Consider the following 22,337-nt stretch of genomic DNA (forward strand, 5'->3'; position numbering starts at 1 on the left):
AAAACCCCCCCGAGAACGCGGGAACATGAAACAGCGCGAAGACCGCGGGATGAACAAGAGATTTATTGGCGTCCACGCCGAAAGTTGCCGCGTCCCCATTGTGCCTCTTATCCACACTAGGGTGTGAAAAAAAGCACCGCCTGGTGGCCCGCCGCCCAAGGCCCAAACCCGTGGCTGCGCTCCCCCCCCCCCGCCGACACCGCCACCATCACCGCCACCGCCAACACGAAAGTGCAGGTCACGGATACTTCCGGCGAGCGCACGCTCAGCCTCGTGGCCGACCAGCCCCGCACCATCAGCGTGCGCGGCGAAACCACCCTTACGCTCACCGAGCCCGTCGGCATCACCGAAATCGACGCCGGCGTCCACCGCATCGTCGACGTCCCCGGCACCGCCGACACCTACTTCTTCCAGCGCCTCCTGCCCGAAACCACGGTCCTGCAGCGCGCTTTCACCACCGCCGAAGACGCCGAATGGCACCTCTCCTCCCCCGCCCTTATCGACGGCTCCTCCGCCACCAACACCGTCTTCCTCCCCGCCGGGCGCCACGAACTTGTCACGGACGCCGAGACGATCACGCTGCGGCGCGGGCCTGTGCCCGCTGCTTCGTGGGCGCCAGTTGTTGGTGGCGCAGTTGCGCCCGCCGACCAGGACCGCCTGCTCATCACCACCCGCGCGTTCAACCCGGGCCTGCAGGCCAGCCTCGACGGCGAACCCCTCACCGCCCAACGCATCGACGCCGGCCAGCTCGCCTTCCGCATCCCCTCCGGACGCGGCGGCACCCTCGCGTTCTCCTTCGCCGGCGAGCACCCCTACCGCCTCAGCCTGTTCGGCGGGGCGGCGCTCAGCCTGGTCACCGTGCTGGTGTTGGGGTGGTTCGCGTGGCGGCGCCGTGGCGTTGGCACTCCGGCCCGCCCCGTCCCCGGCAGGATGGTGGCAGCGTTGCCGCTGGCAGCCGCGCTGTGCATCAACCCGGTACTCGGGATCGTCAGCGCCATCGGTGTCTGGGTGGTGCGCCGCTATACCCTGCTGGCCAGCCGATACATCGCCGCCGGAACCATCACCGCCATGGGATTGTGGCTGGCCCGCGCACCTTGGCCTTCCGCCGGGTACGCCGGCGACACCACCGTCATGCTCGCGGCTGGGTGCGTCGCGGTGGCCTGTCTGGCCTGGCCGGACTAGATTTTGGCTGCCCGGCCGCCTGCTGAAAAAGTTCCCGCGCCCGGGACCATTTCGCGTTTGGGGCCGGTTCCGGTCGACCGACGTGACGTTTCCCCAGGTCGCGTCGTCTGTCTACGAAGAAAGTTCCCACGACCGCTGCTTCTTCGCACCAGATTCCGGGTTTCCCGCGAGTGCGTTTGCAAACCCCCAGGTCGCGCAAACCTCATGCAGGAATTTGGTGCGCACCCGGCCGCCCCTCGCCTCGCACACTTTTAACACCTCGCCCGGAACGAATTCGAGTGACAGCGCGCCATCTCCTCAGCGCAGTGTCGGGGACATCCCGCTGCTTCTACTTCCCAAGGCGACAAAGTCACTCCATATACAAGCGCTCTGCGATGTGCGGCAGCAATCACTAGAATGATCGCAGCCGGTGCTCACAGCAGAGCTGACAAGAATTGCAGGAATCAAAGACCAGTGCTTTGAGTAGATAGCACGACCGAGATATTGCGAAAGGTGTCGTTATGTCTGAGAAACTAACGATCATTGGATCATATTTGGCTCTATTCGCGGCGGTACTGGGGCTTCTTTCCGGCCAGTTTCTGCTTGCGACGGTAGTCGCGGCGATTGGCGTGTGGGGGTTGCGGTCGCATAATCGGCGCTCAGCATTCGATGATGTTATTGCTTCTGATCTGCCAATCCCTTCGGCAGCAGAGTTAAAGAGCTATCGGGAGAAGAATCCAGATCTCTCTTTTTCTGAAGCAATCGTTGCTTGGCAGAAGGGTGACTCGGCCTAAATTCTTCGGGTTGCAGACGATAGCTTTACCGCGTTTTCAGTCCATCACGGCCGGAACGAAAACCGCCCGACTACTCAGGGACATTTGACAGCGCGGAGTACGCGGGGTGAATCTGAGATTTATTGGGCTCCACCCCGTAAATTGGCCCGTTCCCATTAGGGCACGGGCCAAAGAAACGTCGGAAAACTCTCACACAACAGGCGGGTGATCTACCAGTTCTGGAGCAAGCGAGCCCCAAGTGGCGACTGCAACGTCACCTTCATGGAGGCCGTGGAACCGATCAGGATGCACTTATCAGGCGATCCTGGAATATTCCCTTCGTACACTCTAACTTTTACTGATGTCGCGGTCTCCGATGTCTCCGCGCGGTATCCGTAGCAAGTTTCGGTTCCGGCGGGGAAGAACACTCGAATTTCTGTCGGACTAATTACTTGATAGCCTGCCCATTTGACTTGACGCTCATTTTTGAGATCGTTGCGCGCCTCTCGGTCGAAAGGTTTTTGTCGAGTTTTGTGGACGATCCCCATTGCACTGCTGAGTTCGTCGCCGACAGGTGTGGCTGAGACTATTCCTATGGTACTTCCCACTATCGCAAACACAGTTAAAATAACGCCGACCAAATGTACAGTTTGCGCATTCAAACCTGCGTTTATGCCGAATTTAGATAGTATGCCAGACATTCTCACTCCTTACTTCACTGGCCGACTCGCCGTTGAATCAAACATGTCCCAAATCTTGGAGGTTATGATCGGCGAACCGAGATACGACGCACCGTTTTCAGGACCAAACGAACTCACGGAGCGGATATGCCCCAGAGTTCCGTTGAAGTCTTCTAGCCATGCGCCACCGGATGCACCACCGCCAAAGTTGCACCCATATGACATGTAGAAATTGAAGGACGACCAATTTTCGTTTTTCACCGGTACCGTACACCGAAACATAGCGGAACCCAGGAAACGTTTGCGGGGATATCCAATTATGTCAGCTTTGAACGAACCTGCATTTCCGGAGCGCAGTCCATGGCCTCCAACCGCATCGACGAGACGTTTCCCTCTTTCTGAGTTGACAGTGACAAACCCGAAGTCAGAAGCAAACCCACGAGGTGTAGCTCCATAGTTGGCCCAGTCAGTAGTTGTGGTCATAAAATTGGCCTTGAATCTCCCATGGGGTGCAACACCGATCGTATATTCTGGAACGAATACCCAGTTTTTATGAAACTCACCTCCGCTCCCGCTATGAACGCAGTGACCGGCAGTAATTACGGTACTTTTGTTGTCTGAGTTTACGGCAGATGCGGAGCAGACGTGATCTTCATATTGGCCATTGACTTTCTTTGAGAAAAATACTTTTCCATTCGCAGCACCGGAATTGCCGATTCGAGAGTGCGCCTCACTGGCCGTTTGAGATGAGGAGAACGGTTCAATAGGTTCTGATGCTTCTTGTTCACGTTCTGGCACTTCAGGGGAAACGACAACCTCTTTGCTGTTTGACGTTGCTCGGTCCGCCGCAAATGGCAAGTCGAGGGTTGCATCAACAGGAGTGGCTCTCGACATGCGATCCAGTGTCCAATACTCATCCAGTGTCATCTCCGAGGAAACTGATCTAGTCGACTGATCATTCGGGTTAATTACTCCGACCGTGGTTTCAGCTTCTTCTCCGATGAATGATTCCTGAGCATGGACTGCCACTGGCGCCACAGCCATGGCCAGACAAGCCGATGATGCCAGGACTGTAGCCCGGTTGAAGATCTTTCTGATATGGGAGTTGAGATACATGACAGCTCCTTGAGGTAGGGATGAAGGCTGCGTTCGTATGAGATAAATGCATTGGTGTCGATATTATCACGCATGTTACTCTTTTTCAATACTGTGATATGCAACACAATCTGTCTCTGGGGCTGGCATCGAAGTTACATATGCACCCCACCTACGCTGACTCTTGTTGAATGCCTACCCAGAACAGTTCCATACCAAAACGGATCAACCCCCTACCACCCCCTACGCAGGGCAGATGACGGGCGCGCCGGAGACTGGGTCGTACAGGACCCGGGCTTCGATGCCGTAGACCTCTTCGAGGAGTTCGGGGGTGAGTACGTCGAGGGGTTCGCCGTGCGTGACCACGCGGCCGGCTTTCATGACGAGGAGTTCGTCGCAGTAGCGGGCGGCGAGGTTGAGGTCGTGGATTGCGACGACGGCTTGGCGTTCGGTGTCGGCGACGATGTTGCGGATGATGGTGAGCAGGCTGACTTGGTGGTGGAGGTCGAGGGCGGAGGTGGGTTCGTCGAGAAGGAGGAGTTGGGGTTCGCGTACCAGCATCTGGGCGACGCCGACGAGTTGGCGCTGGCCGCCTGACATGTGGCAGACCATCCGGTCGGAGATATGGAGGATGCCGAGGCGGTCCATCATCGCGGCGGTGGCCTCGAGTGGGTTGGTGACGGCGCCTCCGGCTTTTGCGGCGACGACGATGGATTCGAACGCGGTCAGCGACGCGCTGGTCAGCAGGTCTTGGGGGACGTAGCCGACGTCGTGGGGCTCGCAGGTGGTGGTGACGGTGCCGGACGTGGGGGTTTTGAGCCCGGCGATAGTTTTGACCAGGGTGGACTTACCGGCGGCGTTGGGGCCGAGGAGGCCGGTGACGGCGCCGGGGGTGCCCAGGCGAAAGGTCATGTCGTGGAGGATAGGGGTGCGTCCGTAGGCAACGTTGAGGTCTGTGGCGACGATCATGGTTAGTGGCCTGCCTTGCGGTAGCGGGAGAAGATCAGGAAGACGAAGAATGGGACGCCGACGATGGCCGTGATGATGCCGATCGGGATCACCAGGCCTGGTTTGACGGTGATGGAGACGGCGTGCGCGGCGGTGAGCAGCAGCGCGCCGGCCGCGGCGGAGGCGGGGAGGTAGAACTTCTGGTCCTCCCCGACCAACATGCGGGCGATGTGGGGGCCGACCAGTCCGATGAAGCCGATGACACCGGCGAAGGCCACCGAAGCTGCTGCCAGCAGGGATGCCACGATCAGGGTGGTGACGCGCAGGCGGGAGACGTTGATGCCGAGGGAGGCGGCGCGGGCGTCGCCAAGTCGGAGGGCGGTGAGCCGCCAGGCGTTGAACACCACGAACGGGATTGCGGCGGCAAGGAGGACGCCGATGATGCCGTCGGCGAGCCAGGTGGCGCGCTGCATGGAGCCGAGCGTCCAGAAGACGATCTGTTGCAGCGCCTCAAGCGTTGCGCCGTACTGCATGAGCGACAGCAGCGCCTGGAAGAAGAAGGACAGGGCGATGCCGAGCAGGATCATGGTTTCGGCGGCGGCGCCGCGCCACACGGCTGCTGCGGCGACGACGGCCACCGCCACCAGGGCGCCCGCGTCCTTCTACGCCTTCGTCCGGCGGGTCCGCGGCTTCTAATCCACATCTGGATGGGAATAAGAGACAGACCGCCACCAGGGCGGCCAGCGCAGCGGCGAGCGCCAGGTTGAACTGGGGGTGCGCGATCAGGTTGATGCCCAGCACGATCGACATCGCGGCGCCGAACGCGGCCGCCGCCGAGATGCCCAGCGTGAACGGCTCCGCGAGCGGGTTGTCCAGGATGGTTTGCATCATCCCGCCCGCAAGTCCCAGGGACGCGCCGATGAGCAGCGCCATCACCGAGGCCGGCAGGCGCAGGTCCCACAGCACCACGGAGGCTTGCTCGGGTGCGGTGTTGGGGTGGAGGAGGGCGTCGAGAAGCTGGGAGGCGCTGAGGTTGATCGGGCCGACCACCGTGGCAACGACGAAGCTGATGAACGCGACGAGCAGCAGCGCGCTAATCGCGATGAGTTTGCGTCGTCCTCGCTGGTGGTAGGCGCGGATCGCCTGATCTTGCTGGTTCATGGTTCCCCTACTGCTGTGCCTGGGCGAAGAACGCGCCGGAGTAGTCGAATGGCAGCCAGTCGGCGTGGAACTGTTCGAAGTCCTTTGCCGGGTCCATGTCAGCGAAGGCTTCTGGGTGCAGCCACTTCGCGAACGCCTCAAGTGCGAACACGTTGTACGGGTTGTCGTAGAACTGGTGGTAGACGGCGAAGTACTTGCCCTGCTTCGGTGCCTGCAGCAGGTCCAGGCCCGGAGTGCCCAGCGGGTTATTCAGGGTTTCGGCGGCGCGCTGCGGGCTGGACTGGTAGCCGAGCTCGACGTGGCTGAAGGTGTCCGGCTGGTCGGGCTTGCGTGCCCACTCGCCGCCGGTGACGATGAGGTTTTCGGGCTGCAGCTCGATCATCTTCTCAGCGCTGAACTGCTTAGAGTCGGCGGTGATGAGCTGTTCGCCCAGGTTGTTGCCGCCCGCGGCGGTGAGCAGCTGGCCGAGGTTCGCCTTGCCGGGGGTACTGCAGCAGTCAACGAAGCCCGCGGCGGACCAGATCAGGCCGTCTTTCTCTCCGTCCTTTGCGACGGCCTCTTCGACCCGACCCTTGATCTCTTCGACCTTCGATTCGTAGAACTCGCCGTATTCCTTGGCGCGTTCCGACTTGCCCAGCAGGTCGCCGAGCAGCTGCACGGAGCTGACGGTGTGCTCGAGTGGGGACTGGCGGAAGTCGGTGAAGACGTACTTCATGCCGGTCTGGTCCATCTTTTCCAGGAGGCCGGATTCCTCGGCGACTTTCTTCTGGTCGAGCGTCATCACGACGACGTCCGGCTCCTGCGCCATGAGGGTCTCCAGGGAGACGTCGCCCTTGCCGATGTTGCCGATCTCCTGCGCCTTCATGGCGCCCTCGCTGATTTCGAAGACCTTGTCCTTGAACGCCGGGGCGGCCTTGGTCAGGTCGTTGCCGTAGGCCACGACGTGGTCGAAGGGGTCCCCGCCGAGCAGCGCGGTGGCGAAGACGCCACGGCCCTCGCCGAGGACGATGCGCTCCGGCGCGTGGTCGAAGGTGACTTCGCGGCCGGTGACGTCGGTGACGGTCAGCGCCTTGTCCGCCGGGGTCGGCTCGGCGGATGGGGTGGTGTCGGTGCTGTTGCCCGAGCACGCGGCGAGTGAGGCGGCCGCGCACAGTGCGACGGCGCCGGTCATTGCTTTACGCAGGATGTTCACAGTGGTTTCCTTGCCGTATTACGATTGTTCCAATAGAGCGGAATAACAATATGCCAGGCAAGCCTTACCTAACAACTCCCGCGCGTAGTTGGTGCACCCCCTTCGCCCCCGGCACCTCCACCCACGAGTAGGACAGATAGCTCACCACCAGGCTCAACAGCACCGTCAGGGTGAGGGCGGGGACGAAGTGGGCGTCGAAAAGCCCTACCCCCAAGATTGGGAACACGAAGTAGAGCACCGCCATGTGCCACAGGAACAGCGAGTACGACCAGCGGCCCAGCAGTTGCGCCGGGCGGGTGCACAGGGCGGTGCCGTGCAGGCGCGGCGCGAGCGCGAACGGCACGATCCACAGCGCTGCGAACAGCGCGCCGAGCAGCACCCGGACGTTGAACTCGGCGGCGCTCGGGTGCTCCAAACCCGCAGGCCCAAGCACCCCGCCCGCCCACGCGACAGGCAACGACAACGCCGGAAACACCCAGCGCAGCCCCGGCACCCGCAGCCGCCACGTGTGCCCGGCGCGCTCCACCTCCGCACACAGCAAGCCCACCGCGAACCACGGCGCAAAGGAGATCGGCCAAATCTGCAGGTTCAGCTCCCCCGGCGTCTGCTCCGGGCTGGGGATCAGGTGCGGCCACACCAGGGCGGCCGCCACCGCCACCGCCAGCACCACGGCGCGGCCCCCTTCCGATCTTGGGGCTCCCACATCTCTATAAAAAACCCATCGAGATGTGAAAAAGAGACACAGGTAGAACGCCACCTCGACGCAGAGCGACCAGTGCTGGGTGAGGCCGTCGATAAGACCGCCAGAGACGTAGAGCTGCGTGAGCGTCAGGTTGGCCAGAAGCGGGCCGGCGCGCACCCCCGCCAGTGGCGGCAACGTCACCACGATGATCGCCACGGACACCACGTACGCAGGCACAATGCGAGCGACGCGACGCCAGTAGTACTCGCGCGCCGGGCGGGGCTCGCCGCGCGCCAGCAAAAACGCCGACAGCGCGAAGAAGACGGCCACGAAGTAGTCGAAGCGCGCGAGCACCGGCGAGTCGGTGGCCGTCTGGAACGCCACGTGCGTCACCACAATGCCGAGCGCCGCGATACCGCGCAGGCCCGCCAGTTCCGGGAGTACGTTAATGTTTCTGATGTGGACATTGTAAGCAAACGGCGCCTGGGCATCTGCGCCGCCATCATCGCGGTGTGCGTGGCGCTGAACTTCCTGTCCCCGCTCATCATCAACCACCAGCGGGTGCTCGCCCCCACCGAAAGCACCCTCCTTTTCGACGGCCCCTCCGCCCTCACCCGCACCCTCCTCATCACGGAGGGTCCCTCGGAGGAGCACCCGAAGAAGCAGGCGCTGACCATGTCCGCCACCGTCCGCAACGAGGGCACCGTCATCGCCGAGGACTCCTTCGAGGTCAATCCGGCCTCCGCCTACCCCACCAGCGGACGCCAGGGCTTAGGCTACGTCCTGCCGTACAACCCGGAGCGCCGCTCCTACCCGTTCTACGACCCGCTTGCGGACCTCGTCGTCCCCCTGGACTACCTCGGCGCCGGCTGGGTCGCCGGCCTGGAAACTTACAAGTACACCGCCACCATCGACGTGCCCGAATACCACGCCGAGCGCACCATCGACGTCGAGCGCCGCACCGGCCGCCTCCTCGACGAGTCGTGGACCATCACGCGCGGCCCCCTCAAGGGCCTCTACACACTCAGCGAAGAGAACAAGGCCACCGCGGCCTCCGCCGCACTTCACGACGTCCACATCCTCAAATCCCTCCAGGTCATGGCGTTCGTAACCCGCCTGGTCAGCGCGCTCGCGCTCTTCTACGCCTTCGTCCTGCTGGTGCGGCGCCGCCGTGATTAAGGGGCGTCTGCTCTCCTGGCTGCTGGTTGCCTACGCGGCGGCCCTGGTCCTCGGCGTGACCTGGCCGTTCCTCGCGCCGGGCGAGGCGCTCGCGTACCGGGACATGCTCGTCCTACCGGACATGGCGCTAACTCGCGCAGCCCTCGGCTTCGGGGACCTGCCGGCCCGCAACGTCCCCCAGGACGCACTGCTCGCCGTCCTCCCCTTCCCGGTGCTGGCGGTGCACGCGACCGTGATCGCCGCGAACCGGCCCCAGCCGCTACTGCCGATCCGCCAGCCAGCCCATGGCGGATCGGCAGTAGCGGCTGGGGCCGGTTCGCGGCGATCACGGTCGCGGTGTGGAACCCGTTCGTCGTCGAGCGCCTGTTGCAGGGGCAGTGGTCGGTGGCGGTGGCCGCCTGGCTGCTGCCGCTGGTGGCACTTGGCGCGCGCGGCAGCATCGCTGCCCAGTGGGTGTGTTCGCTGACCCCAACCGGCGCCATCGCGGCCGCCCTCCACTCCAGGCGCTGGCTGTTCAGCGCCCTGACCTGCGCGCCCTGGATTGTCGCCGGTGCAGTTGCCGCTTTTAGCGGCGGACAGGGCACATCCTCGGCGCAGGCCGCCGCCATGTTCGCCCCGCGTGCGGAGGGGAGCGTCGGCACCCTCGGTGCACTGCTCGGCCTGGGCGGGATCTGGAACGCCCACGCCGTACCCGCCTCCCGCGCCTCCGGCTTCGCCGTCTTCGGCGTGCTGCTGTTTGCCGTGCTGTGCCTGGCGTGGCGCCACGTCCCGCGCCGCCTCCTCGTACTGGCGGGCCTCGGGTTCGCGCTGGCGCTCGCGTCGTGGGCAGGCTGGCTCACCCCCGTCATCCAGCACGTTCCCGGCGGCGGCCTCCTTCGCGACGCCCACAAACTCCTCATCCTCGCTATCCCCGCCTACGTCACCGCCGCTGGCAACCTGCCGGGGCTTCGCGCCCAGCTCGCGGGCAGTTTCGCCCTCCTCCAGCTTCTCGACGCCCCCTTCGCCCTCTCCGCCCTCACCCCAGTTCCGGCCTCCTCCCTCCCGATCCCGCACGTCGACGACCAGGGCCGCGACGTCTTCTTCGTCGACCGCCCCACCCTCACCCGACGCGCCGACGGCGCCACCATCGTCGACCCCGCCCCCAAAATCATGAACGTCGTCGAGTCCGGCGCGCTGCGCGTTGGCGACGTGGAAGTCGACCCGCCGTCCCCACGCTGGTCCGCCCTTAACGCGGATGTGGGGCTTGCCGCCTCGATGGGCGTCGGCGTGGTGGTGTACCCAGATGGCCGCTCGGTAAACACGGGTGCTGCGCCCGTCGGGCTGCCGCCGCTTGGCCTCGGACTGTTCGGTTTGTGGTGCGTCTCGCCCCTGATTGCGGTATTGACCAGGCGTATTAGATAGTTGGGGCGCGCCCATTATTGGAGCATTTGCAGTATTCTTGCGCGTAGGTTAAAGTGAACTCCAGGTAAACAAGAGTTTAACAAGGAGCGTAACCATGCAGATTCAGTTCAACACCATCCAGAAGCGCGTACTTCGCAACATCCGCCACGACCTCCTCGAGACCTGGACCCCACAATTCAGCGAAGCCGAAATCAACAACACTTTCGACACCGTCCTCGCCGAGCACTGCAGCACCGCAACCGTCGAAGACTTCATCCCCGTCCTCGTCGAAGCCGAGATGCTCAACCGCCTGCGCACAGACAGCCTCCTCGCGGCCGCCTAAACTCCGGCTCACTGATACTCAACGCGCTCTGTCCTACCCCATCCCCCTCCCTTCCATCTGCAAAAAGTTCCCGCGCCCTGCGTCCGGGAACTTTTTCGCGTTTTCGGGGGCCTCGGTGGCCCTCCGGACGCGTTTCCCCAGGCCACTTCGTTTGCTCGCTCGTGCCCGCCGAAATAGTTCCCAAGCTCGGGAACCATTTTGCGTTTTGCAGCTGCTCCGGTCGACCGACGTAGTGTTTCCCCAGGTCGCGACGACTGACCACAAAGAAAGTTCCCAGGACCACGGGATAATGGAAAACAAGGCACATGCCTAGGAACAAAAACCGGGGCACTTCACCACCATCTTGTTGAGGCCAATGGATAGGGTAAAAGCGGATTCCGTACTTTCCACCCTGCAAAATGGAAATCTCCATCCTAATACATGATTCTGCTGTTGAATCTGCCAAATAGAAGGGCTGATCAGGTTCGTAATACCACGTTTCAGGCCCTCCAGCGATGCACTCACCAGTGGAGCGCCCTCATATGGGAAAACAGAAAGACAAAAGCATCAAACGTTGAGTACTAGTTCAACACTTGATGCTCTTTCTGTGAAACATTCAGTCAGTGAGCTGAATGGTCAGAGTAGGTTTTCCGAGTCTATTTCTTTCCATCGTTGAGCTGCCGTGCCACGTTGTTTAAATGCGCTTACGAGGTCGCGAGCTACTGCGGGATGTCCTACGATGTGGCTTACTTTTGATAGTAGTTCGTTACTATCAGTCGCTTCTGAGTTGAGGAAATCTAGGATTTCTTGTCGAGTCCTGTATTCTTGTTCGAAGGTGAGGTCATGGCATAGGCACGCTTTATCCCACGCTTTATGCTCTTCGGGGGCTGAGCTGAGTAGGATTGCGATCCGTCCTTGGTTAAGTTCTAATTGGGAAATGCGATGCTCGATATTGTCCATGGTTTTATAGGGCCAGCCAAGCAATAACGTCTGCGATCATCAGTGAGTAGGACGTACCGACGATTGGTTCTAGGGCTGTTGTGAGCTTTTCTTTCACGATGTGGTGCTCCAGATCCTCCGTAGATATTGGCAGTGGTGCTAATAATGATAATTTCTACCGAGCTATCGCGCAGGCCGAATTTCGGCGATCTAAGATTGCTTCGGTCACCAACCTTCAACTTCCTCACACCTAGTGAACGGGGTGAAGGAAGTCAATTGAAGTGCCCCAGATTTTCCCATCTGCTCAGACGGAACAAAACCTGGGGCACTTCAGTCTTTCCAAAGGGAACGAAGAATGTCGGCAACATCGACTACGTAGCGGGTTGGTTCATCAAGGCCGCAGAGTACATGGGCGACCACACCGTACGCACGGCATTCGTATCGACCAACTCGGTTGTCCAAGGCGAACAGGTAGCAAACATTTGGTACCCAATCACCCAATTGGGCTTCCACATTGACTTCGCGCACGACACCTTCCGTTGGGCGAACGAAGCAAGTGACCAAGCTCATGTCTTCTGCGTCATCGTGAGCTTTTCAAAGCAAAAGGTCACCCCGCGCTTATTCCACTACGAGACGCCAGACTCAAACCCGATGGATCTCCACCCGAGCCGCCTCAACACATACCTGGCCGACGCGCCGGATATTTTCGTCTGGAATCGCAATAGGCCCCTTTGGCCCGACACTATCCCCTTGCAGGTCGCGCATTTTCACCTGGCCCGACCGATTTTGGGCGACCAGCGTCACACTCCTTGAACACCTCGACCGGAACGAAACCAGAACAAAACCAGAGCCGAAACCGCCACCAACCCCAACACCCACCAACCTGCTATCGTGGTGCGCAGGCCACTCAGCGAGCACCAGCCCGACCGGTTTCCTCGGGCGCAATTGGAAACCACCCAAACCTGTAACCCGGTGGCTTTCCGGGTCCCTGTGATTGATCCCTAAGCCTGCACAAGGTACACGGGCACAGTGCACATGAGAATTGGGAACTACCACGGTGCTGGGGGTGGCCGCCTATTTTTTTGAAGGAGGATGCGATGTTGTTGGCAGAGGCGCTGGCGAAGCGGGCGCAGGCACAGGATCGGCTGAATGAGTTGGAGCGTCGTTTGACGCGGAATGCGCGGATCCAGGAGGGGGATACCCCGGTGGAGGATTCGGAGGCGTTGCTGCAGGAGTCGGCGTCGGTGCTGCAGAGCATTGAGACGCTGGTCCGCCGGATTAACCATACGAATGCGTCGACGCCGTTTGAGGGGGACGCGACGTTGACGGATGCGATTGCGCGCCGGGATGCGTTTTTGCGGGCGCGGAGGTTTTATAGCGCGGTGGCGGATGCGGCGTCGGCACGCGCGGATCGGTATTCGGCCTCCGAGGTGCGGTATGTGTCCACGGTGGATGTGGGCCAGTTGCACGCGATGGCGGATAAGGCGGCGAAGGAGTACCGGGAGCTGGATACGAAGATTCAGCAGCTGAACTGGGCGACGGAGCTGCTCTAAGGGCGCGCGAGAGTGTCGATGAACTGGGTGAACTTGCGCCCAGTTTCCGCCCACGAGTAGGTCCCGGCGCGCTGTTGTGCCTGGGTGCCGAGGGTGTGGCGGAGGGGGGCGTCGTCAAGAAGGTGGGCGACTTCGGTGACGAACTCGGCGTGCGTTTCCACGAGCAGGCCGGTTTCCCCGTGCTGCACTGAGTCGGCGAGGCCGCCTGCGCCCACGTAGCCGATGGTGGGGACGGCGTGTTGGGCGGCTTCGATGACGGCGATGCCCCAGCCTTCTTTGGCGCTGGGCATGAGGTGGAGTTGCGCGCGGGCGAGCAGGGCGTGTTTGTGGTCGTCGGCGACGTGGCCGTGGAAGATGACGCGCTCGCCTGCGAGGTCGCCGGCGTAGTCGCGGAGTTGGTCTTCCCACCAGCCGGAGCCGATCACGTCGAGCACCACGTTGTCGAGGGCTGCGACGGCGTCGATGGCGTGCTCGATCTGCTTGTGCGGCACGAGCCGGGACAGGGTGACCACGTGGGTGCGGCCGTCGTCGGCGAGGGTGGGCAGTTCGGCGGGCACTGGGTCCACCCCGTTTTCGATGATTCGGATCGCGGCCGGGTCCACCCCGAGCGCCTCCAGGTCGCGTTTCGAGGCCTGCGAGACCGTCACATACGGCGCCCCGCGATACACCCGCGGCGCCACCTTGGATTCCAGCCACCACCCGAACCGCCCGATGATCGGCCCAGCCACCGGCCACTGTTCCTTGTGGCAGTGGTGGGTGAGCAGCACGGTCGTGGCCCGCGAGTAGAGGCGTGCGAAGAAGGGGATGCCGTTTTGGGTGTCCACGATGACGTCGGGCCGGTGCCGCCACGCGGCGAACGGCGCGAGCAAGTAGACGCTGTATTTGCCGCCGGCGCGCTCGAAGCGGATGCCGTTTCGTCGGGTAACGCGCGGGGCGTCGGTGTGTTTCGCGGTGCGGTAGATCACCTGGTGGCCGGCGGCCGCGAGCGCTTCGCCGACGCGTTCCAGGTACGCCTCGGAGCCGCCACCTTGTGGGTGGGTGGAGTCGCGCCAACACATCAGCAGTATCTTCATTGTCATGTACCGTACCCGCCGCCTGGCCACGTTGGCACGTTCGTTGCGCTTGTTGCACTCGTTTCGCTATGAGCAGTTCCGCCCCCGCATCTTTTACGAGGGGTTGGCCCGCGACACCTACCAGCTTCTCGACGCCCTCTCCGCCGACCTCACCTCCACCCCCCTGCGGGGCAAGTCGGTGTTAGACGTGGGTGGTGGGCCGGGCTATTTCGCCAAGGCCTTCGCGGACACGTTCTACGTGGGCGTGGAGCCGAGCGTCTCCGAGCTGTCCGCCGCCGGCATTTCCGGCTACGGCTCCGTCCGCGGCGACGGCACCGCCCTCCCCTTCGCCACGGACTCCTTCGACGTTGTGTACTCCTCCAACGTTGCCGAGCACATCCCGGATTGGCAGACGATGGCTGAGGAGATGTTGCGGGTGGTCAAGCCCGGCGGCCTGGTGGTGCTGAGTTACACGGTGTGGCTGGGCCCTTTCGGCGGGCACGAGACCGGCCTGTGGCAGCACTACGTGGGTGGCGAGTTCGCCAGGCGTTGCTACGTGGCCGCCCACGGCCACGAGCCGAAGAACAAGTGGGGCGAGTCCCTCTTCGCCGTCTCTGCCAAGGAAGGTGTGGCGTGGGCGGAATCGACCGGCAGGCTCCTCGCTGCGTTCCCGCGCTACCATCCGCGCTGGGCCTGGTGGCTCACGCGGGTGCCCCTGCTTCGCGAATTTGCGGTTTCCAACCTTGTAGTCGTGCTGCGCGGGTAGGATCGGCAACTATGAAACTCCCGATCCAATTCCAAGCCCCGTCCATTTTCGCAGCTGTGCTGGCGGTACTCTCCATCGTGGTGGCTGTCGTGGTTGGCGAAACCAACGCGAAGGCACCCGTCGTGGAACCGCGCGGCGAAAAGTCAGTCATCCAGGTGGTTACCGAGGACGGCAAGTCAGCGGGCGTATGCGCACTCGGTGGTCTGCGTCAGGAAAAGGTGCACTACACGGACAAGAACTCCGTCTACTACTGGAAGCTCGAGCCGGGGGAGGAACGCATCGACGCATCCTGCCCGAGCGTTGGGGCCCTGTCCTCCGGGAGAACACGGCTGGAAGGCCACGCGCAGGTCAGCAACTTTGAGAAGCCACAGGTTGTCACAATCACTGTTCAATAGCGTCGAGCGGTAAAGGCTCACAAGGAGCATCTTGAAACGGCAGTCCCGCCTCTCTTCCGCTTTAGCGTGATCTGCGATCACCTCACTGATGCCTTTTATTTGGTTTTCTTCCACCCCTCGACGGGGTGGTCACTTTTGTATACTCTTTCTCTGTTTGTGCTTGCCAAGTAAGTGGGTTGCTCTATCTTCTAAGATGCATAGCAAATCCACTGTGCTCCAGAGAGTAAGGAGAAGTAATGCCTACGTTCGCTCTTCGCACCGATTCCACTGAATCCCCCCGAAACCTGAATCTGCACGCAACCACCGCTCCAGCGGAATGCTGTGGCTACCCGTCGGAAAAGCGCTGTGGGCTTGCTGCCGAGACAACTACAACGCCTCCGGTGGCTACTGTGAGGGCTTCCTCGACCTACGCTGCGTCTACATGTAAAAGAGAACAGGATTGTGTGCCGCCGATATCGGCGGCACACAATCTATTTTTCTAGGAGCTGGAACATATGCTTGAAGTTAGCGATATCAGCAAAACCCTCTCGGGAAAACCTATTTTCGATGAAGTTAGCCTTTCCGTAAAGCAGGGCGAATTAACTGCTATCACCGGACCATCCGGGAGCGGCAAGACTACCCTACTTAGCTGCATCATCGGAACCATCCAACCAGACTCCGGTACGATTTCACTTTCTGGAAAGACCTACTCAAGGTTCCCCGAAAAAGACCGCCGTAACTTTCGGCTCAAAAATATCGGTGTAGTAGATCAAGGAAACCGCCTCATTGAGGATCTGACATGCCGCGATAACATCCGGCTGATTGCTGAGATGTCCCAAGGTGGAAGAAGGAAGAGTCTCGCTACGGCGAGGGAAATTCTCAAGCAATTAAATATGGAGGCTTATGAAGATCGTTATCCCAGTTTGCTCTCAGGGGGCGAACGTCAACGCATCAGCATTGGATGCGCGCTAGCTAACCGCCCCTCGCTAATTGCTGCAGATGAACCAACCTCCAGTCTCGACGATGAAGCTGCTGGGGTTGTGATGGATCTGTTCCTGAAGTTTGCCCAGCAATTCGAAGTTCCGGTGGTGATGGTTACTCACGATGCCCGAGTAACTAAATATGCATCCGCTATCTACCAGATCGGTGGTTCGCGTGTATCTCGGTAGCCTAGCCAAGCGGAACAGGAGCGAAGTATTCGTTGTGGGATTTTTCAACCTGGCGCTGCTGGTGATCCTGCTTCTTCCGCTCATGGGAATAATGATGCTCGTAAATGCGGATGAACGCACCAACTGGCAGTCTCCGGAGATTATCGCGGGACAGCAGAGCTCCGCAACATGGTGGATCGCTTCCGGCGACGGGGTTTTGGAACTGACATTTATCACGCCTGCTCACCTCAGCAAAGTTCCTCTTCAGGGTCAGGCTCCATCGTTCAATTGTGCCGCGGGAGCAGGTGATAACGCGCCGGACAGGTTCGTTCGATACATGGAGGATTTGGAATGCACTTCCACAATTAAAAAGACGGCGCTCGCAGACTCCCGGATGGTGAACATTGTTATGCCAACAGATAAGGCAGTGGACAGCTCCGTCACTGCAACCAAAGATTCAGCATCTGTAATTGATCAGACCATCATGTATATAGTTTTGGTCTACTTTATTGTTGTCGTGCTTCCTTGCCTGGTGTGTTTTTGGAATGTGTCCAAGATCTTCGACCCTGCATGGGAGGAAACTGCTCGGGTTCTTGCGCTACGAGGCGCCGGGAAGTGGGTCGCGGCTGCGTTGCTGTCGGCTGCACCGTTGGCCGGTCTTCTCGTGAGCGTTGTACTTTCAGTAGCCCCCTTATATCTCGTATCTCGCATTCTCGAAAAGGTGGTTTGGGAAGGCCGTGGGTTCCTCCCTGCGGATGCTTTCGCTGGCCTAATAGGAGCATTTGGCTGTGGGATTCTTATCACCATCATGATGGGTGTCGCGACGTATCTGAGGAGGATGAAACTCTTTGCAACGACTGCATAAATGGCAATTAGCTGCCTTTCCAGTTGGCATAGTAGCAGCGGCCCTGATGGCCATCGCATCCGAGATATTTTCCCTCCCAATCTTGGTTCCTTTAGCCTTCCTCCCTATCATTGCTGGGCTGGTGTATCTTGCGCCATTTCTAGCCCTCGGCGCCGGCTGGTGTTATGAAAAGGTCTTCGGCGGAGGGATCCAAGGGACTCTAATATCAGCTTCCCTTCGCTACCGTGCAACCTCCATTGGTTCGAGCGTAGTGCTCTTATTCTGCATCTGCGCAGTATCGACTGTGACAGTTGGTTTAGCGAATGCCGGACTTGGACAGGTGAGCTCGGGACTGAGTTACTGGAAGCCAGGGATTCACTGGGGAGCTCTTCGCGATGATGCTGAGGTTGAGGCCACCTACGAAGAATTCACATCTCCGGGGGTAATGGGAACATTTGGCCAAGGGCGACTATTGCGGGACAACCAACGTTCAATAAACGCGTTCGTTATGTCCTGTCATGAATATGCAGAGCTAGCCACTGACGACCCCGAATGTCCAGCGGATGACGCCGAATCACTCCTGACCCCAGTGGGAATGGACGCAGCAGCTCTATCTTCTCAGTTTGTCATCCCAACCACAGACACTGAACTAGACCTACCGCCACTACGGATCCAAGAAGTTCCCGGACTAACGGAAATTCTCATTTCGACCTCCAGTGAAGAAATCAACAACGTGGGCAGATATCTATACGCAGATTTGGATCAGCTCCCATCTAATGTTGTTTTGTCTGCAACCATGCAAACCAAGTCCGGATTGACATCGCAGGAAAGAATCGACAATGTCAACTCTGCCATGTCATCCGGGTACGGTGAAGCGGCATCTGCGTTGACGCTCAGTATTATGCTGTTCGGTTTAGCAGCAGTAAGTGGAATCACTATTGCAGCAATCAGAGACCGCACTAGGTTAGTCAAGGTTCTCACCTTACGGGGAGTACAAAATACGGTCGCCAAGAATCTTATCCGCGTCGAAACGATTAGTCTTACTCTCCCCTTCGTGCTGTTTGGATGTATCAGTGGCACTCTTCTAGCTGCTGCAGTCGCGCGAGTATCTAGCCTAAATCCTTGGGATGCTTTCACTCCTCATGCGCTGGGAATACTGACGGTTTACATTGTCGCAGTACCTATCATCACTGAAATCCAGCTTCGCAGGACGGATGGCCCAGATGATTAATCCTGCATGGTTGGTCCAGCTAGTGGAGCTTCTAATTGTCGACAAACGAAGCTCTGAACAGGCAATCGGCAGATTGCACAGCGACTGAATTACGCGGAAATCACTATCAAAAAGAAAGTATCGGCCCTACTGCGTACCCACCGAATGCAGAGCAGAGCGGAGCTGGCAACTCTGGCGAGTAAGTTCACATAAGTAAAGGCCCGCCACACGGCGGGCCTTTCATCTCAGCGGATTACTTACGCCAGAAGCTTACTTCGCGGCGTTGACGCGCTCCTCGAGCTTATCCAGCTGCTCGAAGATTTCCTTCGGAACGCGGTCGCCGAGTCCAGCGAAGTACTCGCGGGCATCCGCGACGTCGCCTTCCCACAGCTTCGGATCTGGGTAGAGGGCTTCCTTGACGTCCTCGATTGGCTCGTCGAGGCCCTCCAGGTCCAGGTCTTCCGCGCGGGCGGTGTAGCCGACCACGGTCTCGTCTGCGCCGACGCGGCCTTCGATGCGGTCCACGATCCACTTCAGTACGCGGGAGTTCTCGCCGAAGCCTGGCCACAGGTAGCGGCCATCCTCGCCGCGGCGGAACCAGTTCACCAGGAAGATCGCCGGCATGCGGTCCCCGCCTTCGCGGCCCATGTCGATCCAGTGCTGGAAGTAGTCACCGACGTTGTAACCGATGAACGGCAGCATGGCCATTGGGTCGTGGCGCAGGGAGCCGACCTTCGCCTCAGCGGAGGCAGCGGTCTGGCCGGAGGAGAGCATCGCACCGATCATGGTGCCGTGCTCCCAGTCGTGCGCCTGGGTGACCAGTGGCACGGTGTCCGGACGGCGTCCGCCGAAGAGGATGGCGTCGACCTTGACGCCCTTCCAGTCGTCGTACTCCGGTGCTGCCGTTGGGCACTGTGCGATCGGGGTGCAGTAGCGGGAATTCGGGTGGGCGGCCTTCTCGCCGGATTCTGGAGTCCAGTCGTTGCCGTGCCAGTCCACGAGGTGCGCTGGGGCGTCGCCGTCCATGCCTTCCCACCAGACGTCGCCGTCATCGGTGAGGCCGACATTGGTGAACAGGGTGTTGCCCGGCTCCATCGTCTTCATGGCGATCGGGTTGGACTTGTAGTTCGTGCCAGGTGCAACACCGAAGAATCCGTTTTCTGGGTTGACGGCGTAGAGGCCGTCCTCACGCAGATGCATCCAGGCGATATCGTCGCCGACAACCTCGGAGGTCCAGCCCTCGAGCGACGGGGTGAGCATTGCCAGGTTGGTCTTGCCACATGCGGACGGGAACGCGCCGGTGATGTGGTAGACCTTGCCCTCTGGGGAGGTGAGCTTCAGGATGAGCATGTGCTCAGCCATCCAGCCCTCTTCCTTCGCCATGACGGACGCGATACGCAGGGCGAAGCACTTCTTCGCCAGGATTGCGTTGCCGCCGTAGCCGGAGCCGTAGGACCAGATTTCCTTGGTCTCTGGGAACTGGGAGATGTACTTCGTCTCGTTGCATGGCCATGCGACGTCTTCCTGGCCTGGCTCGAGCGGTGCGCCGACGGAGTGGAGGCACGGTACGAACTTGTCACCCTCGATCTTGTCCAGCGCTTCCTGGCCCATGCGGGTCATCACACGCATGGACATGACCACGTATGCGGAGTCAGTGAGCTGGACGCCCAGCTTCGGGTCCGGGTCGCTGATTGGGCCCATGCAGAACGGCACAACGTACATGGTGCGCCCCTTCATGGAGCCGCTGAAGTGCTCGCGCATTTCAGCCTTGAGCTCGGCTGGGTCGCGCCAGTTGTTGGTTGGGCCTGCGCCGTCCTCGTCTTCGGTGGCGATGAAGGTGCGAGACTCAACACGTGCGACGTCGGAAGGGTTCGAACGTGCAAGGAAGGAGTTCGGGCGCTTCTCCTCGTTGAGCTTGATCAGCGTGCCCTTCTCCACCAGCTCGGCTGCGAGGCGGTCCCACTCTTCCTGGGATCCGTCCGCGAAAACCACCTTGTCCGGGTCAAAGAGGTCGACAGCGTCGTTGATCCAAGCAATGAGCTGCTCATTGTCGGTTGGTACGTTGCCTTCGATGCGCTTCACGGCAGTGGTCATAATCTCTCCTGGTCAAAATAGACAAACCTCTAGGTCCTAAGCCTATCGAAATCGCGGTTACGCTGGTCCGTCTCCAGCTTTTCGACGCCCACCCCGGTCATAACCAGTGACATACTTCATAGATGTGACCAAGAGTGAGCATGTAAATGTACCCCGAAAAGGGGTGTGCCCGAACGGTGGGGCGTCAATAAATATAGGCCGTACGCAGCGAAAACAACATTCCACGACTGCGCAAACCCGAAAACAAACGTGACCGGACCCACATTCACCCTATTTTGGGGGCAAATGGGGGAATTGCATTTCAATCCACCGTGTGGACAATGAACACGATGAACATGTCTGAGAATTCACGCCCTGGCATGGGCGAACTGCCCCACGGGCGGCCCCCACAAACTGAATTTGATACCGGCCTGGACTACCCGCGGCTCGGCTCGGTGACGTTCCGTCGTGGCACGCTGACGGACAACCAAGAGGCGCTCTTCGATGAGCACTGGCCGCGCCTGGGGCAGATGCTCAGCGACACCCCCATCGATGTCGACGAGTGGTTCGGTCGCACTGGCCACCCGACGATCCTCGAAATTGGCTCAGGCACCGGCACTTCCACCGCGGCGATGGCGCCCCTGGAGGCGGACACCAACGTGATTGCCGTCGAGCTGTACAAGCCGGGCCTGGCGAAGCTGCTCGGCTCCGTGGTGCGCGGCGAGATCGACAACATCCGCATGGTGCGCGGCGACGGCGTCGAGGTCCTGGCCCGCATGTTCGGCGAGGAAAGCCTCGACGGCGTGCGCATCTTCTTCCCCGACCCGTGGCCGAAGGCCCGCCACCACAAGCGCCGCATCATCCAGTCGGGCACGCTGAACCTGATCGCGACGCGCCTGAAGAAAGGCGGCGTGTTGCACGTAGCCACCGACCACGCCGACTACGCCGAGTGGATCGACGAACTCGTCAACGTGGAACCCATGCTGGAATACAAGGGTTGGCCGTGGCCAGAGGCGCCGTTGCTGACAGACCGACAGGTCATCACTAAATTCGAGGGGAAAGGGTTGGAAAAAGACCACACGATCCGCGAATACCTCTGGGAGAAGAAGTAAACCATGCAGGACCTGCAGGACAAGACGCACCCCTACACGCCAGGGGCCGAACCCGGCCCCGACACCTACTTGCTCGTCTGGGACGCGCCGAACCTTGACATGGGGCTCGGCGCGATCCTCGGCGGGCGGCCCTCCGGGTCGCAGCGGCCGCGTTTCGACGCCCTCGGCCACTGGCTGATCGGGCTCGCGGCGAAGGCCTCGCAGGACACCGGCTCCACCATCGAGCCGGAAGCCACCGTGTTTACCAACGTCGCCGCCCACAACGCAGAATCGGTCCGCCCGTGGGTGGACGCGCTGCGCAACGTGGGTTTCGCGGTCTTCGCAAAACCGAAGACTGCTGAGGATTCGGACGTTGACCAGGACATGCTCACCCACATTCGCCGCCGCCTCGACGAGGGCGTGCTGCGCGGCGTCGTCGTCGCGTCTGCCGACGGCCAAAGCTTCCAGGAGCCGCTCGAACAGCTCGCGGAGGACGGCCTGCCCGTGACCGTCATCGGGTTCCACGAGCACGCCGCGTGGGCCGTCGACTCCCCGCTGCTGCGCTTCGTGGACCTCGAGGACATCCCGAACGTATTCCTGGAGCCGCTGCCGCGCATCAACCTGGAATCCCTGCCGGACGGCGGCGCATGGCTGCAGCCGTTCCGCCCGCTGACCTCGTTGCTGCACAACACCAAGGAAAAGTAGGAGCTGGCC

The 22,337-nt window shown here is 60.8% G+C and carries 21 protein-coding genes and 1 pseudogene; 14 read left to right on the forward strand and 8 right to left on the reverse strand.

The window, feature by feature from the left end; genetic code table 11:
* The first annotated feature begins 123 nt into the window (after positions 1 to 123).
* Together BQ4436_RS04325 and BQ4436_RS04330 are read left to right on the forward strand one after the other, a co-directional pair.
* Positions 124 to 1,182, forward strand: a complete 1,059-nt coding sequence (locus tag BQ4436_RS04325) for a hypothetical protein (protein ID WP_070975616.1) — start codon at positions 124 to 126, stop codon at positions 1,180 to 1,182.
* A 500-nt stretch (positions 1,183 to 1,682) separates the two neighbouring features.
* Positions 1,683 to 1,955, forward strand: a complete 273-nt coding sequence (locus BQ4436_RS04330) for a hypothetical protein (RefSeq protein ID WP_070975617.1) — start codon at positions 1,683 to 1,685, stop codon at positions 1,953 to 1,955.
* A gap of 209 nt (positions 1,956 to 2,164) precedes the next feature.
* Here BQ4436_RS04330 and BQ4436_RS11965 read toward each other — a convergent pair whose 3' ends face one another.
* The 6 genes and pseudogenes from BQ4436_RS11965 to BQ4436_RS04350 all read right to left on the reverse strand — a co-directional run bounded on the left by BQ4436_RS11965 (position 2,165) and on the right by BQ4436_RS04350 (position 8,076).
* A complete protein-coding gene (locus BQ4436_RS11965) occupies positions 2,165 to 2,635 on the reverse strand; it encodes a hypothetical protein (RefSeq protein ID WP_083433200.1) in 471 nt (156 codons plus the stop codon).
* Positions 2,636 to 2,644: 9 nt separating this feature from the next.
* Complete coding sequence (locus BQ4436_RS11970) at positions 2,645 to 3,730, reverse strand: trypsin-like serine peptidase (protein ID WP_143000809.1); 1,086 nt, start codon at positions 3,728 to 3,730, stop codon at positions 2,645 to 2,647.
* Positions 3,731 to 3,952: 222 nt separating this feature from the next.
* Positions 3,953 to 4,678 carry an ABC transporter ATP-binding protein gene (locus tag BQ4436_RS04335; RefSeq protein WP_070975618.1) on the reverse strand — a complete coding sequence of 242 codons (726 nt, stop codon included), beginning with the start codon at positions 4,676 to 4,678 and terminating at the stop codon, positions 3,953 to 3,955.
* 2 nt (positions 4,679 to 4,680) lie between these two features.
* Positions 4,681 to 5,818: pseudogene (locus tag BQ4436_RS04340) on the reverse strand (FecCD family ABC transporter permease).
* 7 nt (positions 5,819 to 5,825) lie between these two features.
* Positions 5,826 to 7,010: an ABC transporter substrate-binding protein gene (locus tag BQ4436_RS04345; protein ID WP_070975619.1), complete on the reverse strand. Its 1,185-nt coding sequence runs from the start codon at positions 7,008 to 7,010 to the stop codon at positions 5,826 to 5,828.
* 64 nt (positions 7,011 to 7,074) lie between these two features.
* Positions 7,075 to 8,076 carry an acyltransferase family protein gene (locus tag BQ4436_RS04350; RefSeq protein ID WP_255366120.1) on the reverse strand — a complete coding sequence of 334 codons (1,002 nt, stop codon included), beginning with the start codon at positions 8,074 to 8,076 and terminating at the stop codon, positions 7,075 to 7,077.
* On the opposite strand from BQ4436_RS04350, the gene BQ4436_RS04355 reads away from it, so the two are divergent.
* From BQ4436_RS04355 to BQ4436_RS04375, 5 genes are all read left to right on the forward strand, one after another.
* Complete coding sequence (locus BQ4436_RS04355; RefSeq protein WP_255366121.1) at positions 8,077 to 8,871, forward strand: porin PorA family protein; 795 nt, start codon at positions 8,077 to 8,079, stop codon at positions 8,869 to 8,871.
* Positions 8,872 to 9,207: 336 nt separating this feature from the next.
* Positions 9,208 to 10,272 carry an MmpA family trehalose lipid delivery protein gene (locus BQ4436_RS11975; protein ID WP_143000811.1) on the forward strand — a complete coding sequence of 355 codons (1,065 nt, stop codon included), beginning with the start codon at positions 9,208 to 9,210 and terminating at the stop codon, positions 10,270 to 10,272.
* 94 nt (positions 10,273 to 10,366) lie between these two features.
* On the forward strand, positions 10,367 to 10,594 hold the full coding sequence (locus tag BQ4436_RS04365) for a three-helix bundle dimerization domain-containing protein (RefSeq protein WP_070975621.1): 228 nt from the start codon (positions 10,367 to 10,369) through the stop codon (positions 10,592 to 10,594).
* Between the two features lie 1,083 nt (positions 10,595 to 11,677).
* The gene (locus BQ4436_RS12200) at positions 11,678 to 12,325 is read left to right on the forward strand and encodes a DNA methyltransferase (RefSeq protein WP_176754808.1); all 648 of its coding nucleotides are present in this window, start codon (positions 11,678 to 11,680) and stop codon (positions 12,323 to 12,325) included.
* A 284-nt stretch (positions 12,326 to 12,609) separates the two neighbouring features.
* Positions 12,610 to 13,065 carry a DIP1984 family protein gene (locus BQ4436_RS04375; protein ID WP_070975623.1) on the forward strand — a complete coding sequence of 152 codons (456 nt, stop codon included), beginning with the start codon at positions 12,610 to 12,612 and terminating at the stop codon, positions 13,063 to 13,065.
* On the opposite strand, the gene BQ4436_RS04380 is transcribed toward BQ4436_RS04375, so the two are convergent.
* Positions 13,062 to 14,138: a glycosyltransferase family 4 protein gene (locus BQ4436_RS04380; RefSeq protein ID WP_070975679.1), complete on the reverse strand. Its 1,077-nt coding sequence runs from the start codon at positions 14,136 to 14,138 to the stop codon at positions 13,062 to 13,064. The genes BQ4436_RS04375 and BQ4436_RS04380 overlap by 4 nt on opposite strands.
* A gap of 4 nt (positions 14,139 to 14,142) precedes the next feature.
* Here BQ4436_RS04380 and BQ4436_RS04385 point away from each other — a divergent pair, with 4 nt between their 5' ends.
* From BQ4436_RS04385 to BQ4436_RS04405, 5 genes are all read left to right on the forward strand, one after another.
* Entirely contained in the window at positions 14,143 to 14,883 is a 741-nt protein-coding gene (locus tag BQ4436_RS04385) for a class I SAM-dependent methyltransferase (RefSeq protein WP_070975624.1), read from the forward strand.
* A gap of 11 nt (positions 14,884 to 14,894) precedes the next feature.
* Positions 14,895 to 15,278, forward strand: a complete 384-nt coding sequence (locus BQ4436_RS04390) for a hypothetical protein (protein ID WP_070975625.1) — start codon at positions 14,895 to 14,897, stop codon at positions 15,276 to 15,278.
* A gap of 494 nt (positions 15,279 to 15,772) precedes the next feature.
* Positions 15,773 to 16,426: an ABC transporter ATP-binding protein gene (locus BQ4436_RS04395; protein WP_070975626.1), complete on the forward strand. Its 654-nt coding sequence runs from the start codon at positions 15,773 to 15,775 to the stop codon at positions 16,424 to 16,426.
* Between the two features lie 34 nt (positions 16,427 to 16,460).
* Positions 16,461 to 17,270, forward strand: coding sequence for a hypothetical protein (locus BQ4436_RS04400; RefSeq protein ID WP_070975627.1), 810 nt, complete (start codon positions 16,461 to 16,463; stop codon positions 17,268 to 17,270).
* Positions 17,254 to 18,480 (forward strand): hypothetical protein, encoded by a 1,227-nt coding sequence (locus BQ4436_RS04405; RefSeq protein WP_143000812.1) that lies wholly within the window; start codon positions 17,254 to 17,256, stop codon positions 18,478 to 18,480. Before BQ4436_RS04400 ends, BQ4436_RS04405 begins: the two co-directional genes overlap by 17 nt.
* A 249-nt stretch (positions 18,481 to 18,729) precedes the next feature.
* Here the strand turns inward: BQ4436_RS04405 and BQ4436_RS04410 are convergent, their stop codons facing one another.
* Entirely contained in the window at positions 18,730 to 20,553 is a 1,824-nt protein-coding gene (locus tag BQ4436_RS04410; RefSeq protein ID WP_083290995.1) for a phosphoenolpyruvate carboxykinase (GTP), read from the reverse strand.
* A 329-nt stretch (positions 20,554 to 20,882) separates the two neighbouring features.
* On the opposite strand from BQ4436_RS04410, the gene trmB reads away from it, so the two are divergent.
* Together trmB and BQ4436_RS04420 are read left to right on the forward strand one after the other, a co-directional pair.
* The gene (gene trmB / locus BQ4436_RS04415; RefSeq protein WP_070975629.1) at positions 20,883 to 21,644 is read left to right on the forward strand and encodes a tRNA (guanosine(46)-N7)-methyltransferase TrmB; all 762 of its coding nucleotides are present in this window, start codon (positions 20,883 to 20,885) and stop codon (positions 21,642 to 21,644) included.
* Between the two features lie 3 nt (positions 21,645 to 21,647).
* Positions 21,648 to 22,328 carry an NYN domain-containing protein gene (locus tag BQ4436_RS04420; RefSeq protein ID WP_070975630.1) on the forward strand — a complete coding sequence of 227 codons (681 nt, stop codon included), beginning with the start codon at positions 21,648 to 21,650 and terminating at the stop codon, positions 22,326 to 22,328.
* The last annotated feature ends 9 nt before the right edge of the window (positions 22,329 to 22,337 follow it).

It is taken from the genome of Corynebacterium sp. MC3, assembly GCF_900099485.1.
Lineage (GTDB): Bacteria > Actinomycetota > Actinomycetes > Mycobacteriales > Mycobacteriaceae > Corynebacterium > Corynebacterium pseudogenitalium.